We start from the raw sequence: 15,740 nt of genomic DNA, 5'->3' as shown, positions 1-15,740 counted from the left end.
AAGAGACAGAATTATCGAACGCTCTGCGAGGCGCTATCTCTTCCTCATCGCAAAAAGGAGATGCGCCGTGCAAACCCGCAAACTAGGAACTGAACTCGAAGTCTTCCCCGTCGGCCTCGGCTGCATGGGCATGAGCTTCGGCTATGGCGGCCAGCCGGAGGCCGAGGCGATCGCCACGCTGCGCCGCGCCGTCGAGATCGGCGTCAACTTCTTCGACACCGCCGAGGTCTATGGGCCTTTCGAGAACGAGATCCTGCTCGGCAAGGCGCTGAAGCCGGTGCGTGACAAGGTCACCATCGCCACCAAATTCGGCTTCAAGATTTCCGAGCACGGTTCGGGCACCGACCGCATGATCGGCGTCGACAGCCGCCCCGAGCACGTCAAGGCGGTGGCGGAAGCCTCGCTGAAGCGCCTCGATACCGACGTGATCGACCTCTACTACCAGCATCGCGTCGATCCGAACGTCCCGATCGAGGACACGGTCGGCGCCATGGCCGAGTTGGTGCGCGAAGGCAAGGTGCGGGCGCTGGGCCTGTCGGAAGTGAGCGGAGCGACGCTGCGTCGTGCGCATGCCGTGCATCCGATCGCCGCCGTGCAGAGCGAATATTCGCTGTGGAGCCGCGACCCGGAGGACGAGGTCTTCGCTGTCTGCCGCGAGCTTGGCATCGGCTTCGTCCCCTACAGCCCGCTCGGCCGCGGCCTGCTCACCGGCACCATCGCCAAGCCGGATGCGCTCGGCGCCGGCGACTGGCGGCTCGGCCTGCCGCGCTTCCAGGCCGAAGCCATGGAAGCCAACAACGCCGTCATCGCGGTGCTGGAGAAGATGGCGGCCGAGAAGGGCGTGACGCCGGCGCAGCTGGCGCTCGCCTGGGTGCTGCACCAGGGCGATTTCATCGTGCCGATCCCCGGCGCGCGAAAGATCCGCCACCTGGAGCAGAACACGGCGGCGGCCGGGATCGAGCTGAGCGCCGCCGAGGCTGCGGCGATCGGCGACGCGCTGTCGCCCGACAAGGTCGTCGGCAAGCGCTATACCGAGGAATTGCTGGCGCTGGTGAATGGGTGAGCTGTGATAGAGGAAGGGGCGCCTAGGCGTCCCTTCTTTCGAGAGGTAGGCGCGAGGCACCCCTCTCTGTCCTGCCGGACATCTCCCCCTCAAGGGGGGAGATTGGCTGTCGCCGCCGCTTTCGCCAATCACCGAGGTTAAAGGAAGAGGCACGGCGCCGAAGCTGCTGATCTCCCCCCTTGAGGGGGAGATGCCCGGCAGGGCAGAGGGGGGTGCCTCGCGCCGACATCCCTACCAAGGCATCACCTCAATCTCCGGCCAGTACTCCTGCGCCCTTCTCCCCTTCGCCTCATGCGTGCGCCGATTGTCCAGCACCCTGTTCGGCACGATGCGGAACGAGAAAATGTCGTCGAGCCCGAACGGCGCAACGAGCTCCAGCTCTCCGTCGCTGCCGAAGCGCACCCCGACCGCATGCGTTTTCGAGGCAAAAAAGCTGATGGGTTCGCTCGCGCTCGTGTAGCGCGGGCATTCCTGCCCGAACTTCACCGGATACCACAGATGCACGCGCGCCTGGTTGCGCACCTCGACCGGCAGCGCCAGCCCCTCGAAATGCTGCGCCGCTCGGCGGATCACCGCATCCTCGGCCTCGTAGGAGAGGTCGGCGTCGTCGAAATAGAACAGGTCGACATCCTTGATGCCGTAGCCTGGCGGCTTGCCGGTCAGGTGGTTCCAGACGCTGTTGTAGAGCGCGCCCGAAACCACCAGCCAATCCGGCAGCGCCATCGCGCGCACGCGCGCCAGCGTTTCATTGAGCAGCGGGTCGGCCGCGACGATGGCGAGGAAGGCTGCGCGCTGCTCTTCGAAGGCAAGGCCGGAATAGCGGAGATGGTTCATCGCCCTTTGGAGGGCGATTCGCCATCGCTCCGCAATGCTCTACGCGCGCAGGACGCCGCCCGTCTGCTTGTTGACGTTCTCGACGATGCGTTTTGCAAGCGCCTCGAAATCCTCGTCGGTCAGCGTCTTTTCGACCGGCTGGATCGAGACTTCGATGGCGATCGACTTCTTGGCCGCGCCCAGCGCAGCGCCTTCGAAGACGTCGAACACCGAAACGCCGGTGACCAGCTTCTTGTCGGCGGCTAAAGCCGCCCGCACCAGCGTGCCGGCTTCGACCGACCTGTCGACGACGAAGGCGAAGTCGCGCTTCACCGCCTGGAAGGGAGAAAGCTCGAGCTTCGGCTTGGTGCGCGTCGGCTTGGCCTTCGGTTCCGGCACGGCATCGACATAGACCTCGAAGCCGCAGAGCGGTCCGGCAACGTCGAGCACTTCGAGCGTCTTCGGATGGAATTCGCCGAAGGTGCCGAGCACGGTCTTCGGCCCGAGCTTGATCGTGCCGGAGCGTCCGGGATGATACCAGGCCGGGCCGCCGGGCTCGATCTGCAGCCGGTCGACCGGCGCGCCGCAGGCTTCGAGCGCCGCGATCGCGTCCGCCTTGGCGTCGAACACGCCGACCGGTCCGGCATTGCCGGCCCAGCTGCGGCCGGAACCGTCGAGCTTGGCCGTGCCGCGCCTGACACCGGCGGCAACGCGCCGCTGCTGGTCGGCCATGTCGCCTTCATAGGTGCCGGAGACCTCGAACAGCGCCACGTCGCCGATGCCGCGATCGGCGTTGCGCTGCGCGGCGCTGATCAGCCCCGGCAGCAGCGAGGGCCGCATGTCGGACATGTCGGCGGCGATCGGGTTGGCGAGCTTCAACGCATTCTGGCCGCCGCCGAACAGTTCGGCGTGCTTCGCCGGGATGAACGACCAGGTGACCGCCTCCATCATGCCGCGCACCGCAAGCGCGCGCTTCGCCGCGCGGGTGCGCACTTGCAGCGTGGTCAGGATCTTGCCGCTGACCGCGTCATGCGAGGTCAGCGGCTGGGCCAAGATGTTGTCGACGCCGTGGATGCGCATCACCTCCTCGACGAGGTCGGCCTTGCCGTCGACATCCGGCCGCCAGGACGGCACCTTCACCTCGACGGCGTCGCCCGAGCTGCGCGGCTCGAAGCCGAGGCGGGTCAGGATAGCGAGCGCTTCTTCCCTTGGCACCTCGATGCCGGTCAGCCGCTTCACCTCCGAGAGCGGGAAGAAGATGATCTTCGGCTTGTGGCCGGCATAGCCCGCCACTTCGATTTCCGTCGGCGTGCCGCCGCAGAAATCGATCACCAGCTTGGTCGCGAGCTCGACGCCCGGCACCATGAATTCGGGATCGACGCCGCGCTCGAAGCGGTAGCGGGCATCGCTGATGATGCCGAGCGTGCGGCCGGTGCGGGCCGTCGTGATCGGATCCCAGAGCGCCGATTCGATCAGCACGTCGGTGGTGTTCTCGTCGCAGCCCGAATGCTCGCCGCCCATGATGCCGGCGATCGATTCGACGCCGTTGTCGTCGGCGATCACGCACATTTCCGGCGTCAGCGCGTATTCGCGCCCGTCGAGCGCCAGCACCTTCTCGCCGTCCCTGGCGCGGCGCACGACGAGGTTGCCGGCGACCTTGTTGGCGTCGAAGACATGCAGCGGCCGGCCGCGGTCGAAGGTGACGTAGTTGGTGATGTCGACCAGCGCGCTGATCGGGCGCAGCCCGATCGCGATCAGCCGCTGTTGCAGCCATTTCGGCGACGGGCCGTTCTTCACGCCCTTCACCAGCGTCAGCGCGAAGCCGGGGCAGAGTTCCGGCGCCTCGATCTTGACCTTGACCGGGCACATGCCGTTGCCGGCATGCGGCATGATCGCGCCGCCGGTGAGGCGGCCGAGCCCGCTCGCCGCGAGGTCGCGCGCGATGCCGTAGACGCTGGTCGCATCCGGCCGGTTCGGCGTCAGATTGATCTCGATCACCGGGTCGTCGAGATGCGCGTAAGCCGCGAAGCTGGTGCCGATTGGAGCGTCCTCGGGCAAATCGATGATGCCGGTGTGCTCGTCGGACAGCTGCAGCTCGCGCTCCGAGCACATCATGCCGTGGCTCTCGACGCCGCGGATCTTGCCGACCGAGAGCGTCACGTCGATGCCAGGGATATAAGTGCCGGGCGCGGCGAAAGCGCCGATCAGGCCGGCCCGCGCGTTCGGCGCCCCGCACACCACCTGCACCGGCGGCTTGCCGTCGCCGGTGTCGACGGTGAGCACGCGCAGGCGATCGGCGTCCGGGTGTTGGACTGCCGTCAGCACCTTGGCGATGACGAAGGGCTTCAGGCTCGCCTTGTCGTCGACATGTTCGACTTCGAGGCCGATCGCTGTCAGCCTTTCGACGATCTCGGCAAGCGAAGCGTCGGTATCGAGATGGTCCTTGAGCCAGGAGAGGGTGAATTTCATGACTGTGTTCCGTCTGGGTTAGACGATGATGGCCTGGGCACGCTGGTCTTGAGATGCCGCGGCAGGTCGTCAGGCATATGCAGGAAGGGCAGTTGCTCGCGCACATAGGCATGCAGGGTCGGCTTGAAATAGGCCGGCATGTCCATGGCGCCGAGCATGAAGTAGATGTGGCCGTTGAGACGCTCGTCGCTATAGGCGACGGGCGAGCCGCAGATGCCGCAGAAAGAGCGCTCCACCGGGCCGTTCCGGTAGGCCTTCAGCGACTTGCCATCTAGCGCGACCTGATCGGCCATGAAGCCGACGAAGGCCGACACCGGCGCGCCGCTCGCGCGCCGGCAATCGCCGCAATGGCAATAGCTGATGTGGTGCGGCTCGGCTGACGCCTCGAACCGCACCGCGCCGCAGCGGCAGCCGCCGGTGTGCGGGGCGGTCATGTCGAGAGCCCCCCGAACAGCGTCGGCAGGTCGAGCGGACGGAAGCCGTAATGCGTGAGCCAGCGCACGTCGGCGTCGAAGAAGGCGCGCAGGTCCGGCATGCCGTATTTCAGCATGGCGATGCGGTCGATGCCCATGCCCCAGGCGAAGCCCTGGTATTCGTCCGGATCGAGCCCGCCGTAGCGCAGCACGTTGGGATGCACCATGCCGCAGCCCAGGATCTCCATCCAGTCGGCACCTTCGCCGAAGCGCACTTCGCCCGGACGCGAGCGGTCGCACTGGATGTCGACCTCGAGGCTGGGTTCCGTGAACGGAAAGAAGGACGGCCGGAATCGCATCTTGACGCTCGGCACCTCGAAGAAGGCCTTGCAGAACTCCTCCAGCACCCACTTCATGTTGGCGATGTTGGCTGATCTGTCGATCACCAGCCCCTCGACCTGATGGAACATCGGCGAGTGCGTGGCGTCCGAATCCTGCCGGTAGGTCTTGCCGGGGATGACGATGCGGATCGGCGGCTTCTGCCCCTCCATGGTGCGGATCTGCACCGGCGAGGTGTGCGTGCGCAACAGCTTGCGCTCGCCTTTCTCGTCCGGCTGGAAGAAGAAGGTGTCGTGCATCTCGCGCGCCGGATGGCCGTGCGGGAAGTTGAGCGCCGTGAAGTTGTAATAGTCGGTCTCAATATCCGGACCTTCGGCGATCGAGAAGCCGAGGTCGCCGAAGATCGCCGCGATCTCGTCGATCACCTGGCTGATCGGATGGATGCGGCCGCGCTCGGCCGGCGATTGCCGCACAGGCAGCGTCACGTCGACCGTCTCGGCGGCGAGCCGTGCGGCGATCGCCACGTCCTTCAGCTCGGCTTTGCGCGCCGTCAGCGCCTCGGTGACGCGGTTCTTCAGCCCGTTGATCGCCGGGCCTTTCACCTGCCGTTCCTCGGCACTCATGGCGCCGAGCGTCTTCAGCATTTCGGAGACCGAGCCTTTCTTGCCCAGCGCCGAGACGCGCACCGCCTCGATCGCCTGCTCGTCGGCCGCGGCCGCGATGTCGGCAAGCAGGGAAGCTTCAAGGGTTTCAAGATTTCCAGCGGTGGCGTTCACGGCGAAACTCTCTCGATGGGTAACCGGCATCGCGCTGTGCGGTGCCATCTTGGTTACATCAGGAACAAATTTGGTTGCATCAGGCATGAGAAAAACCCGCGCCAGCCGTGCCAGCGCGGGTTCCCCAAAATCAGATTTGCGTATGCTTGGGAAGCGCTGGCTTAGGCGACAGCGCTCTCAAAAGCATTCGGCGTGGTGTTCTTCAGATATTCGAGCGCGACCTTGGCCTTGGCGACCAGGGCTGCGAAAGCCTGCGGCTCGTGGATGGCCATGTCCGAAAGGATCTTGCGGTCGATCTCGATGCCGGCCTTGTTGAGGCCGTCGATGAAGCGGCCATAGGTCAGGCCGTGCTCGTGCACCGCCGCGTTGATGCGCTGGATCCACAGCGCGCGGAACGAGCGCTTGCGGTTCTTGCGGTCGCGATAGGCATACTGCAGCGACTTCTCCACCGCCTGCTTGGCGATGCGGATGGTGTTCTTGCGGCGGCCGTAGAAGCCCTTGGCGGCTTTCAGGACCTTCTTGTGCTTGGCGTGGGCGGTGACGCCTCTCTTTACGCGTGCCATGTCATGATCTCCTTAAAAGCAATTCCAGGAAAAGTGTCTGGCGGTTTTCCGTTCGGAATTGCGTAAAAACAAAAAGCTGTTCCGGACCGAAATGCTTAAAGGCCGTTCGGCAGAAAATTCTTGATGACCTTCTTGCCGTCCGGTTCAGCCAGAACCATCGTGCCGCGGGCATCGCGAATGAACTTGTTGGAACGCTTGATCATGCCGTGGCGCTTGCCGGCGGCGGCCGACAGCACCTTGCCGGTGGCAGTAATCTTGAACCGCTTCTTGGCGGCCGATTTGGTCTTCATCTTGGGCATTTTGCTACTCCGTATTGGTGGCGCACCATCGCGCTTCTCGTTCGCTTCGGGCCGACCAAAGCCCGAAAAGCAAATGAAACCGCCACGGCATGCCCTGCCGGGCGGTTTTCTTGAACGGCGGTCCTATAGATCAAAGACGGCGCGCGCGCAACAGCTGAAGCGACACAGCAGAGGCGACGCCCTTGCGGCAAACGCTTCAGGTGAATTCTCCCGGCGTCGGCGCCGCCCCTCACCTGCCTGCCGGCATCCTCTCCCCGTATAGTGACGGGGAGAGGGGCGCTGTCGTCGCCGGCTTCGCCAATCGCAAGCGTTGCAAGAAGGTCGTCGTCGTTGCGGCCAGCCCTTTCTCCCCGTCACTATACGGGGAGAGATGCCCGGCAGGGCAATGAGGGGCAGCGCCGACCTCGAAAATGAGTTCTCAAATTCGGGCTCTGTCGCGATCCCGCTAGCCGAAGGCGCGCGACGCGAGCCACCTTAAGGCAGCGTGAACCACACCGGCAGCACACCTGATTGCTGCGCGCCGTCGATCAGTTCGAAGGCCGGCAGCGCCACCAGGAACACCAATCCGTCGAGCAACGTGTTCAACAGCAGGCGCGGCTTGAAGCTGCCGGTATCGCCTTCCTGGTAGAGCGAAAGGTTGGGAAAGAAGCGCGGCACCTTCGCCAGATAGGCTTTGTAGGGAGCGCCGAGCACTTCCTTGAGATAGCGCTCCTCGCGCAGGATGACGATGTGGAAGGCGCCGGCGCACAGGAGCGCGAAGAGGATGATGCCGGAGAACGAGCCGATCTGCGCGCCCACGCCGGCGGCCGCCACGGTCGAAAACAGGTAAAGCGGGTTGCGGGTGATAGAATAGGGCCCGCCGGTGACCACCTCGGAGGATTTGCGGCCGCCGATATAGAGCGTGGACCACAAGCGCCCGACGACGCCGAGGAAGATCAGCAGCACGCCGAACATCTCGATCGACTCGTGCATCGGCGTGTCGGGAGGGAACGTCGACTGGCCGAACAAGAGTGCCGCAAACAGCACCACGATGAGCACGGCCAGCACGACGCGGCGCATATATTGATAGCCGCCCAACCCCTCTATCTGGTTGTCGGGCGGGACCTTCGTTTCATCGACCATGGCCAATCCGATCGTCGCTTTCTTTGCCGGCGATCGGATAGAAAACAGGCGCCCCGCCGATCGTCGGGTCGCCGTGCGCGGCAATTCGGGCGGATTTTAGAGCACGAAGCCGCGCCGGCCGGTCAACTCTCTTTCTCGAAACCGTGATCGGCGCGACGGATTGCAGCGGCCGCGCCGGAATGGTTCCTGGACGAAAGGAAGGCGCCCTGTCAGCGGGGCGCCAGCACCATCATCATCTGGCGGCCTTCGAGCTTCGGCTCGGCCTCGACTTTGGCGATCGGCGCCACTTCCTCGCGCACCTTGTTCAGGAGCTGCATGCCGAGCTCCATATGCGCCATCTCGCGGCCGCGGAAGCGCAGCGTCAGCTTGACCTTGTCGCCTTCCTCGAAGAAGCGCCGCACGGCCTTCATCTTGGTCTCGTAGTCATGGCTGTCGATGTTCGGGCGCATCTTGATCTCTTTGATCTCGATGACCTTCTGGTTCTTGCGCGCTTCGGCCGCCTTCTTCTGGTTGGCGTATTTCAGCTTGCCGAGATCGAGAATCTTTACGACGGGCGGCTGCGCGTTGGGCGATATCTCGACGAGATCGAGCCCAGCCTCTTCGGCGAGCAGCAATGCGTCGTTGATCGAAACTTCGCCACGGTTCTGGCCTTCGGCGTCGATGAGCTGGACCCGGGGAACCCGGATGTCTCGGTTGGAGCGCGGACCGTCCTTGGTGGGGGCCGCTGCTTTGAAAGGTCTGCGAATGGTCGTGGTCTCCTCGGCCGTTTCGTTCAGGGTTTCTTTGGATTCAAGTCCTTGGACGCGCCTATGTGGTGAGCGCGCGGCCGGAGTCAATAGCACAGCCTCACCAGGAAATCACCTCAAAGCTTGCCCCTGGAAGCCGCCATCGTCTGCACCAAGCAAAGAAACGTCACGAGCACTTTTCCATGAACCGCCGGTTGTGCCAAAAGACCGCCCGGGAAGGATGATGTCATGAACGCCAGCGCACCAGTTTTCATCGACGTGGACGGGGCAGAGATCGCCGTCAGGCAGGTGCCGGGCTCGGCACCGGGCATCGTCTGGCTGGGCGGCTACAAGTCCGACATGCTGGGCACCAAGGCCGAGGCGCTGTCGGCCTGGACGGCCCGCGAAGGCCGCGCCTATCTGCGCCACGACTATTCCGGCCACGGCGAATCCGGCGGCGATTTCGCCGACGGCACGATCTCGCAATGGCTGGCCGAGAGCCTTGCCGTCTTCCGCCGCTTCAGCAAGGGCAAGCAGATCCTGGTCGGCTCCTCGATGGGGGCGTGGATAGCGTTGCGCATGGTTCAGGAACTGCGCAAGGCGGGCGAGGATCGCGTGGCCGGCCTCGTGCTGCTTGCGCCGGCGCCGGACTTCACGATCGAGCTGATCGAACCGGTGCTGACCAAGGCGCAGAAGCGCGATCTTTCGAAAAAGGGATTTTTCGCCGAACCGTCCGACTATTCGGACGAGCCCTATATCTACACGCGCGCGCTGATCGAGGACGGCCGGGCGAACCGGGTGATGGCCGGGCCGATCGACACCCACTGCCCGGTACACATCCTGCAGGGCCTGGCCGATCCCGACGTGCCGTCCGGCCATGCGCTGAAGCTCGCCGCGCTTTTGCCGGCCGACGACGTCACGCTGTCGCTGATTCCCGACGGCGATCATCGTCTGTCCCGCCCCGAGGATCTCGACATGCTGCTCCGCGCCGTCGGCGACATGGTCAAGCGGGTCGCTTGAACCATGCGCATTTCCATCCCCATATCCGCCTTCGTCGCGGCGATCGTCGGCTTTGGCGGCACTTTAGCCATCGTCATCGCCGCGGCCAAGGCGGTCGGCGCCACGCAGATCGAGACCGCGAGCGGCGTGACGGCGATCTGCCTGGCCATGGCGATCGAATGCCTGTGGCTGTCCTGGCGCACCAAGATGCCGGTCATCACCGCCTGGTCGACGCCGGGACTGGCGCTGATTGCCGCCTCCAGCGGCTTCACCATGCCGGAAGCCGTCGGTGCCTTCATCGTCACCGGCATCCTTCTGATTGCCACCGGCCTGTTCAAGCCGCTGACCCGGCTGATCGCGATGATTCCGGCCTCGGTGGCTTCCGGCATGCTCGCCGGCATCCTGGTCGGCTTCGCCGTCAATGCGGTGAAGGCCATCCCCGCCGATCCGTGGCTGATCTTGCCGCTGATCGCCGCCTTCTTCGTCATCCGGCTGTTCAATCCGGCATTGTCTGTGCTGGTGGTGCTGATCGGCGGCGGCCTCGCCGCCTTCCTCACCGGCCGCGTCGGCGGCCTGCCGGCGCCTGAACTGTCGACACTGACACTGGTTGTGCCGCAGTTCACCGCCTCGGCTATCGTTGGGCTGGCCTTGCCGCTCTACCTCGTCACCATGGCCTCGCAAAACCTGTCCGGCCTCGCCGTCCTGAAAGCCGCCGGCTACCACCCGGAGCCCGGCCCGCTGATCGGCGTCACCGGGCTGTTTTCGCTGCTCTCGGCGCCGTTCGGCGCCTCGACCACCAATCTGGCGGCCATCTCGGCCGCGATCTGCACCGGCCCGGACGTCCATCCGGACCCCGCCGAGCGTTGGAAGACCGGGCCGTTCTATGCGCTCGCCTACCTGGTCTTTGCCATTTTCGGCGCTTCGCTGGTGGCGATCTTCGCCGTCCTGCCGCAGAGCCTGATCGTGCTGGTCGCCGGACTGGCGCTGATGGCACCTTTGGCCAACGCGCTGTCGATCGCTCTCCATGACACGGGCGAGCGCATGCCGGCCACCGTCACCTTCGCGGTGACCGCCTCGGGGCTGACGCTGTTCGGTGTCGGCGCCGCGTTTTGGGGCCTGGTTGCCGGAATGGTGGTGCTTTTCCTCGAAAAACTCAAAAGGCGATAATCATTTCAACCGCTTCGCCGGTTTTGGGCGGACTTGCCTTGAATCGCCGATTTCGCCTTCCCATTTCGATTCCACACAGCCGGTTTGGCTGTCTCCAACGGAAGGATTGGGAGAATGAACACAACCGCATTGATCCGTCCGGCCTGGACGCCGGCGACCATCGCGCTGATGGTGATCGGCTTCATGGTGTTCTGGCCGCTCGGCTTCGCCATGCTCGCCTACATCATCTGGGGCGACCGGCTCGATGGCTTCAAGCGTGACGTCAACCGCGCCACCGACGGTATCTTCGCCGGCTGCCGCCGCGGCTCCGACAAGGCCGCCCGCTGGGGCCACGGTTCGTCCCGCACCGGCAACGTCGCCTTCGACGACTGGCGCGAGAAGGAGCTCGAGCGCCTCGCCGAGGAGCGCCGCAAGCTCGACGAAATGCTGACCGAGTTCGACGAGTATGCCCGCGAGCTGCGCCGCGCCAAGGACCAGGAAGAGTTCGACCGCTTCATGGCTCAGCGCAACAAGCCGACCGCACCGACCGCCACTGGCGACTCGACCGGAGCGACAGGGCCGAAGCGCGGCGAAGGCACGAATCTGCTCGACGACTGAGGCCGCGCGACAGGTTTCGGCGTGATAATACGGCGTCGCGCGAGCGGCGCCGTTTCTTTTTTGTTCTCCATGTAGCTTCACTCCACTGGCCGTTTTCCTCGAATCGCGTATCGTCCAGCCATGTCCCTCGGCTTCTTTCGCAATCTGACCAAGCCCAAGCCCGCGCCCGTCGTAGAGCGCGAGCATTGCGTCGCCGGCCGCACGCTGCCGCTCAAGATCGTCGAGAGCGCCAGGGCCCGGCGGCTGACGCTGCGCATCGATTCCGGCGGCCAGGGCCTGCGCATCACCGTGCCGCCCGGCCTGCGGCGCGGCGAGGTCGAGAAATTCCTCGACCGTCATCAGGACTGGCTGGAGCAGCGCCTGGCCAAGGTGCCGATGCGTCCGCAGGTGCGGCCAGGCATCAAGATCCCGATCCGGGGCGTGCCGCACCGCATCGTCCATGAGCCGGCAAAGCGCGGCACCGTCACCATCGCTCGCGACGATCGCGGCCCGCTGCTGATCGTGCATGGCGAGCGCATCCACCTGCCGCGCCGCATCGCCGATTATCTGAAACGCGAGGCCAAGCGCGAGATCGAGAAGCTGGTGGTCAAGCACACCGAAGCGATCGGCAAGCGCGCCAAGGCGATCCGTTACAAGGATACCTCCAGCCGCTGGGGGTCATGCACCTCGGAGGGCAATCTCTCCTTCTCGTGGCGCATCATGATGGCGCCGCCGCCGGTCATCAATTACCTGGTGGCGCATGAGGTGGCGCATCTGAAAGAGATGAACCACGGCCCGAAATTCTGGAAATTGTGCGAAAAGCTCTGCCCCGACACCGACCGCTGCAAGGATTGGCTGAAGCGCAACGGCGGCGCGCTGCAGGCGATCGTGTTCGAGTAAGTCGTCTGCGAGGCGCCATTGTCGTCCACCGCTGGCTGCGGGACGTTGAGATTTGGCCGTGCCCTCAGCGTCGTCATCTTAGGGCGAAGCAAGGAGCGAAGCGACGCGCGTAGACCCTAGGATCCATGCCGTGACGCGTGAGCGCTGCGGCGGTTCAGAAGTTGTTTTGCCTTGACGAGAGGCGTCCCAGAACGGCCGTTTTATTTTCGATCGCGGCACTCTTCGGCCGACGTAACGGAATGGATCCCAGGGTCTGCGCTCCGCTTTCGCGTCGCTCCGCCCTGGGACGAAGGCGCGGTTGCCTCGCCGCAAACCCGCTCAATCGTCATTCGCGGCGTTCAACTCCTCCGGCTTCAGCCCCTCATCCCCCTGATGCGGCCAGGGCAAGAAATTCCGGTCGAAGGCGTCGCTGCCGAAATATTCCAGCGCCCGGTGCGCTTCGGCGCCGTTGAAGTCGGACTTCTCCATCAGATGCGCGATCACCTCGCGCGCCTGCGCGATCTTTTGCCTGAGTTCGGCGACGGTCCGGTCGGCCATTGGTTTGCTCCCGCCTGCATTGCCTTGAATTCAAGTTAGCGCTTTCTGACCATCCGGCAACAGCATGCTTTTTCTCGACTCTTGCGGCTTTTCGTGCCAATTCCGCGCCATGACGCTCGACATCAAGATCTGCGGATTGAAGACCGACGCCGCGATGGCTGCCGCGCTCGCCGGCGGCGCCAGCCATGTCGGCTTCATCTTCTTTGCCAAAAGCCCGCGTTACGTAGAACCGGCAGAGGCAGGGCGCCTGCGCGAAGCCGCGCGCGGCAAGGCCAAGGCGGTCGCCGTCACCGTCGACGCCGATGATGAATTCCTGGACGAGATCGTCTCCAGGATGCAGCCGGATATGCTGCAGCTGCATGGGTCCGAAACGCCGGCGCGGGTGGCGGAGCTCAAGGCTCGCTACGGCCTGCCGGTGATGAAGGTGCTGTCGGTCAGCGAAGCGGCGGACCTCGACCGGATAAAGCCCTACATCGGCATTGCCGACCAGTTCATGTTCGACGCCAAGCCGCCCAAGGGATCGCAATTGCCGGGCGGCAACGGCGTCGCTTTCGACTGGCGCCTCCTTGCCGGCCTTGACGCCGGGCTCGATTACATGCTTTCCGGGGGGCTCAACGCCGCCAATGTCGGCGATGCCCTGAGACTGGCCAATCCGCCCGCAATAGACATCTCGTCGGGCGTGGAAAGCGCTCCCGGCGTCAAGGATCCGGCGCTGATCGAGCAGTTTTTCCGGGCCGTCAAGGCCGCGCGCGACGACCGCGCCGCCTGAGGAACCTAACCGAGCATGTCCCGGAAAAGTGGAATCCGGTTTTCCGATAAGGACATGCTCAAACATAAGATGCCAGGAGATCGGCGATGAACAAGCCGGCTATGCCCAATTCCTTCCGCACCGGGCCCGACGAGCAGGGCATGTTCGGCATTTTCGGCGGGCGCTTCGTCGCCGAGACGCTGATGCCGCTGATCCTCGATCTCGAAGAGCAGTGGAACAAGGCCAAGAACGATCCGGAGTTCAAGGCCGAGCTGCAGAACCTGTCGACCCACTATGCCGGGCGGCCGTCGAAGCTCTACTTCGCCGAAGGCCTGACCAGGCATCTTCGTGAGGTTTCCTCGGCGAGGGGCCTCGGGGGCGGCGCCAAGGTCTATTTCAAGCGCGAGGACCTGAACCATACCGGCTCGCACAAGATCAACAACTGCCTCGGCCAGATCCTGCTCGCCAAGCGCATGGGCAAGCGGCGCATCATCGCCGAGACCGGTGCCGGCCAGCACGGCGTCGCCTCGGCAACCGTCGCGGCGCGCTTCGGCTACCCTTGCGTCGTCTACATGGGCGCCACCGACGTCGCCCGGCAGAGCCCCAACGTCTTCCGCATGAAGCTGCTCGGCGCCGAGGTGCGGCCGGTCACCGCCGGCCACGGCACGCTGAAGGATGCCATGAACGAAGCCCTTCGTGATTGGGTCACCAATGTCGAGGACACCTATTACCTGATCGGCACCGCCGCCGGCCCGCATCCCTATCCGGAGCTGGTGCGCGACTTCCAGTCGGTCATCGGCACGGAAGCGCGTGCCCAGGTGCTGGAGCAGGAAGGCCGGCTGCCGGATGTCATCATCGCCGCGGTCGGCGGCGGCTCCAACGCCATCGGCTTGTTCCATCCCTTCCTCGACGACAAGGAGGTTCGCATCATCGGCGTCGAGGCCGGCGGGCGTGGCCTGAACGGCGTCGAGCACTGCGCCTCGATGAGCGCCGGCTCTCCCGGCGTGCTGCACGGCAACCGCACCTATCTCTTGCAGAATGCGGACGGCCAGATCCTCGACGGCCATTCGATCTCGGCCGGCCTCGATTATCCGGGCGTCGGGCCCGAGCATTCCTGGCTGCGCGATTCGGGCCGCGTCCAATATGTGCCGATCCTCGATGACGAGGCGCTGGAAGCCTTCCAGCTCACGACCCGCGTCGAAGGCATCATCCCGGCCCTGGAATCGGCGCACGCCATTGCCCACGCCATGAAGATCGTGCCGGAAATGGACAAGGACCAGATCGTCATCGTCAACCTGTCCGGCCGCGGCGACAAGGACGTGCATACGGTGGCCAACATGCTGGGCATGGAGATCTGACGATGACCACCCGCATCGACCGCCGCATGGCGAAGCTCAAGTCCGAGGGCCGTCCGGCTTTGGTCACCTACATCATGGGCGGCGACCCGGACTACGGCACCTCCTTGGCCATCATGAAGGCGCTGCCGGGCGCCGGCGCCGACGTCATCGAGCTCGGCATGCCCTTCTCCGATCCGATGGCCGACGGTCCGGCCATCCAGGCGGCGGGCCTCAGGGCGCTGAAAGGCGGCCAGACGCTGGTCAAGACGCTGAAGATGGCGGCCGAATTCCGAACCAGCGACAACGAGACGCCGATCGTGCTGATGGGTTACTACAACCCGATCTACATCTACGGCGTCGATCGCTTCCTCGCCGATGCCAAGGCCAGCGGCATCGACGGACTGATCGTCGTCGACCTGCCGCCGGAAATGGACGAGGAGCTCTGCATCCCGGCGCTGAAGGCCGGCGTCAACTTCATCCGACTGGCGACGCCGACCACCGACGACAAGCGCCTGCCCAAGGTTTTGGAAAACACCTCCGGCTTCGTCTATTACGTATCGATGACCGGGATCACCGGCTCGGCCCTTGCCGACACCGCCAAGGTCGCGGCGGCAGTCAAGCGCATCAAGGGTCATACCGCGCTGCCGGTCTGCGTCGGCTTCGGCGTCAAGACCGCCGAGCAGGCCCGGGTGATCGGCGCCTCGGCCGACGGCGTCGTCGTCGGCACCGCGATCGTCAACGCGGTCGCCAATGTGCTCGGACCCAAGGGCGAGAAGACCGCCGATCCGGCCGAGGCCGTCGCGACTTTGGTCAGCGGCCTTGCCCAGGGCGTGCGTTCGGCCCGCCTTGCTGCCGCCGAATAGTCTTCCTAAGTCTATCTTCCAGGACAGGAGC

17 protein-coding genes are annotated in these 15,740 nt (G+C 64.9%); 8 read left to right on the top strand and 9 right to left on the bottom strand.

All coding sequences use genetic code 11. The features are described from left to right. Nucleotides 1-67 precede the first annotated feature (67 nt). Nucleotides 68-1,063: an aldo/keto reductase gene (locus tag QAZ47_RS02915; protein WP_278232443.1), complete on the top strand. Its 996-nt coding sequence runs from the start codon at nucleotides 68-70 to the stop codon at nucleotides 1,061-1,063. A 231-nt stretch (nucleotides 1,064-1,294) separates the two neighbouring features. On the opposite strand, the gene QAZ47_RS02910 is transcribed toward QAZ47_RS02915, so the two are convergent. The 8 genes from QAZ47_RS02910 to infC form a co-directional block, all read right to left on the bottom strand. After that, complete coding sequence (locus tag QAZ47_RS02910; protein ID WP_278232442.1) at nucleotides 1,295-1,897, bottom strand: nucleotidyltransferase family protein; 603 nt, start codon at nucleotides 1,895-1,897, stop codon at nucleotides 1,295-1,297. Nucleotides 1,898-1,936: 39 nt separating this feature from the next. Next, on the bottom strand, nucleotides 1,937-4,345 hold the full coding sequence (gene pheT / locus QAZ47_RS02905) for a phenylalanine--tRNA ligase subunit beta (RefSeq protein ID WP_278232441.1): 2,409 nt from the start codon (nucleotides 4,343-4,345) through the stop codon (nucleotides 1,937-1,939). Further along, complete coding sequence (locus QAZ47_RS02900; RefSeq protein ID WP_278232440.1) at nucleotides 4,342-4,779, bottom strand: GFA family protein; 438 nt, start codon at nucleotides 4,777-4,779, stop codon at nucleotides 4,342-4,344. The genes pheT and QAZ47_RS02900 overlap by 4 nt, the downstream gene beginning before the upstream one ends. After that, nucleotides 4,776-5,903, bottom strand: a complete 1,128-nt coding sequence (gene pheS, locus QAZ47_RS02895; RefSeq protein ID WP_278233760.1) for a phenylalanine--tRNA ligase subunit alpha — start codon at nucleotides 5,901-5,903, stop codon at nucleotides 4,776-4,778. Before pheS ends, QAZ47_RS02900 begins: the two co-directional genes overlap by 4 nt. A 131-nt stretch (nucleotides 5,904-6,034) precedes the next feature. Continuing rightward, nucleotides 6,035-6,436 (bottom strand): 50S ribosomal protein L20, encoded by a 402-nt coding sequence (gene rplT / locus QAZ47_RS02890; RefSeq protein ID WP_071100686.1) that lies wholly within the window; start codon nucleotides 6,434-6,436, stop codon nucleotides 6,035-6,037. A gap of 95 nt (nucleotides 6,437-6,531) precedes the next feature. After that, a complete protein-coding gene (rpmI, locus tag QAZ47_RS02885) occupies nucleotides 6,532-6,735 on the bottom strand; it encodes a 50S ribosomal protein L35 (RefSeq protein ID WP_027166935.1) in 204 nt (67 codons plus the stop codon). A gap of 474 nt (nucleotides 6,736-7,209) precedes the next feature. Continuing rightward, nucleotides 7,210-7,857 carry an isoprenylcysteine carboxylmethyltransferase family protein gene (locus tag QAZ47_RS02880; RefSeq protein ID WP_278205482.1) on the bottom strand — a complete coding sequence of 216 codons (648 nt, stop codon included), beginning with the start codon at nucleotides 7,855-7,857 and terminating at the stop codon, nucleotides 7,210-7,212. A 209-nt stretch (nucleotides 7,858-8,066) separates the two neighbouring features. Beyond that, the gene (gene infC, locus QAZ47_RS02875) at nucleotides 8,067-8,603 is read right to left on the bottom strand and encodes a translation initiation factor IF-3 (RefSeq protein ID WP_126057137.1); all 537 of its coding nucleotides are present in this window, start codon (nucleotides 8,601-8,603) and stop codon (nucleotides 8,067-8,069) included. A 228-nt stretch (nucleotides 8,604-8,831) separates the two neighbouring features. On the opposite strand from infC, the gene QAZ47_RS02870 reads away from it, so the two are divergent. The 4 genes from QAZ47_RS02870 to QAZ47_RS02855 all read left to right on the top strand — a co-directional run bounded on the left by QAZ47_RS02870 (nucleotide 8,832) and on the right by QAZ47_RS02855 (nucleotide 12,224). Beyond that, entirely contained in the window at nucleotides 8,832-9,602 is a 771-nt protein-coding gene (locus tag QAZ47_RS02870; RefSeq protein ID WP_278232439.1) for an alpha/beta hydrolase, read from the top strand. 3 nt (nucleotides 9,603-9,605) lie between these two features. Further along, entirely contained in the window at nucleotides 9,606-10,748 is a 1,143-nt protein-coding gene (locus tag QAZ47_RS02865; RefSeq protein ID WP_278232438.1) for a benzoate/H(+) symporter BenE family transporter, read from the top strand. A gap of 114 nt (nucleotides 10,749-10,862) precedes the next feature. Then, nucleotides 10,863-11,345 carry a DUF2852 domain-containing protein gene (locus QAZ47_RS02860; protein WP_278232437.1) on the top strand — a complete coding sequence of 161 codons (483 nt, stop codon included), beginning with the start codon at nucleotides 10,863-10,865 and terminating at the stop codon, nucleotides 11,343-11,345. Nucleotides 11,346-11,465: 120 nt separating this feature from the next. Beyond that, nucleotides 11,466-12,224, top strand: a complete 759-nt coding sequence (locus tag QAZ47_RS02855; RefSeq protein WP_278232436.1) for a M48 family metallopeptidase — start codon at nucleotides 11,466-11,468, stop codon at nucleotides 12,222-12,224. A 318-nt stretch (nucleotides 12,225-12,542) separates the two neighbouring features. Here QAZ47_RS02855 and QAZ47_RS02850 read toward each other — a convergent pair whose 3' ends face one another. Beyond that, nucleotides 12,543-12,761 carry a hypothetical protein gene (locus QAZ47_RS02850; RefSeq protein ID WP_278205476.1) on the bottom strand — a complete coding sequence of 73 codons (219 nt, stop codon included), beginning with the start codon at nucleotides 12,759-12,761 and terminating at the stop codon, nucleotides 12,543-12,545. A gap of 109 nt (nucleotides 12,762-12,870) precedes the next feature. Here QAZ47_RS02850 and QAZ47_RS02845 point away from each other — a divergent pair, with 109 nt between their 5' ends. From QAZ47_RS02845 to trpA, 3 genes are all read left to right on the top strand, one after another. Beyond that, entirely contained in the window at nucleotides 12,871-13,530 is a 660-nt protein-coding gene (locus QAZ47_RS02845) for a phosphoribosylanthranilate isomerase (RefSeq protein ID WP_278233759.1), read from the top strand. An 86-nt stretch (nucleotides 13,531-13,616) separates the two neighbouring features. Continuing rightward, nucleotides 13,617-14,867: a tryptophan synthase subunit beta gene (gene trpB / locus QAZ47_RS02840; RefSeq protein WP_278232435.1), complete on the top strand. Its 1,251-nt coding sequence runs from the start codon at nucleotides 13,617-13,619 to the stop codon at nucleotides 14,865-14,867. Nucleotides 14,868-14,869: 2 nt separating this feature from the next. Next, entirely contained in the window at nucleotides 14,870-15,709 is an 840-nt protein-coding gene (gene trpA / locus QAZ47_RS02835) for a tryptophan synthase subunit alpha (RefSeq protein ID WP_278232434.1), read from the top strand. Nucleotides 15,710-15,740: the final 31 nt, after the last annotated feature.

Origin of the sequence: Mesorhizobium sp. WSM4904, from assembly GCF_029674545.1 — a bacterium.
Lineage (GTDB): Bacteria > Pseudomonadota > Alphaproteobacteria > Rhizobiales > Rhizobiaceae > Mesorhizobium.
Note: the sequence above shows the minus strand (reverse complement) of the source record. Positions and strands in the feature narration are given on the sequence as shown.

What these genes read in the sequence shown, in the direction of transcription:
- trpB (WP_278232435.1), top strand. Translation starts at nt 13,617, where the DNA reads ATGAACAAGCCGGCTATGCCCAATTCCTTCCGCACCGGGCCCGACGAG.
- trpA (WP_278232434.1), top strand. Translation starts at nt 14,870, where the DNA reads ATGACCACCCGCATCGACCGCCGCATGGCGAAGCTCAAGTCCGAGGGC.
- pheT (WP_278232441.1), bottom strand. Translation starts at nt 4,345, where the DNA reads ATGAAATTCACCCTCTCCTGGCTCAAGGACCATCTCGATACCGACGCT.
- QAZ47_RS02880 (WP_278205482.1), bottom strand. Translation starts at nt 7,857, where the DNA reads ATGGTCGATGAAACGAAGGTCCCGCCCGACAACCAGATAGAGGGGTTG.
- QAZ47_RS02855 (WP_278232436.1), top strand. Translation starts at nt 11,466, where the DNA reads ATGTCCCTCGGCTTCTTTCGCAATCTGACCAAGCCCAAGCCCGCGCCC.
- QAZ47_RS02900 (WP_278232440.1), bottom strand. Translation starts at nt 4,779, where the DNA reads ATGACCGCCCCGCACACCGGCGGCTGCCGCTGCGGCGCGGTGCGGTTC.
- pheS (WP_278233760.1), bottom strand. Translation starts at nt 5,903, where the DNA reads ATGCCGGTTACCCATCGAGAGAGTTTCGCCGTGAACGCCACCGCTGGA.
- QAZ47_RS02870 (WP_278232439.1), top strand. Translation starts at nt 8,832, where the DNA reads ATGAACGCCAGCGCACCAGTTTTCATCGACGTGGACGGGGCAGAGATC.
- QAZ47_RS02860 (WP_278232437.1), top strand. Translation starts at nt 10,863, where the DNA reads ATGAACACAACCGCATTGATCCGTCCGGCCTGGACGCCGGCGACCATC.
- rpmI (WP_027166935.1), bottom strand. Translation starts at nt 6,735, where the DNA reads ATGCCCAAGATGAAGACCAAATCGGCCGCCAAGAAGCGGTTCAAGATT.
- rplT (WP_071100686.1), bottom strand. Translation starts at nt 6,436, where the DNA reads ATGGCACGCGTAAAGAGAGGCGTCACCGCCCACGCCAAGCACAAGAAG.
- QAZ47_RS02850 (WP_278205476.1), bottom strand. Translation starts at nt 12,761, where the DNA reads ATGGCCGACCGGACCGTCGCCGAACTCAGGCAAAAGATCGCGCAGGCG.
- QAZ47_RS02910 (WP_278232442.1), bottom strand. Translation starts at nt 1,897, where the DNA reads ATGAACCATCTCCGCTATTCCGGCCTTGCCTTCGAAGAGCAGCGCGCA.
- QAZ47_RS02845 (WP_278233759.1), top strand. Translation starts at nt 12,871, where the DNA reads ATGACGCTCGACATCAAGATCTGCGGATTGAAGACCGACGCCGCGATG.
- QAZ47_RS02865 (WP_278232438.1), top strand. Translation starts at nt 9,606, where the DNA reads ATGCGCATTTCCATCCCCATATCCGCCTTCGTCGCGGCGATCGTCGGC.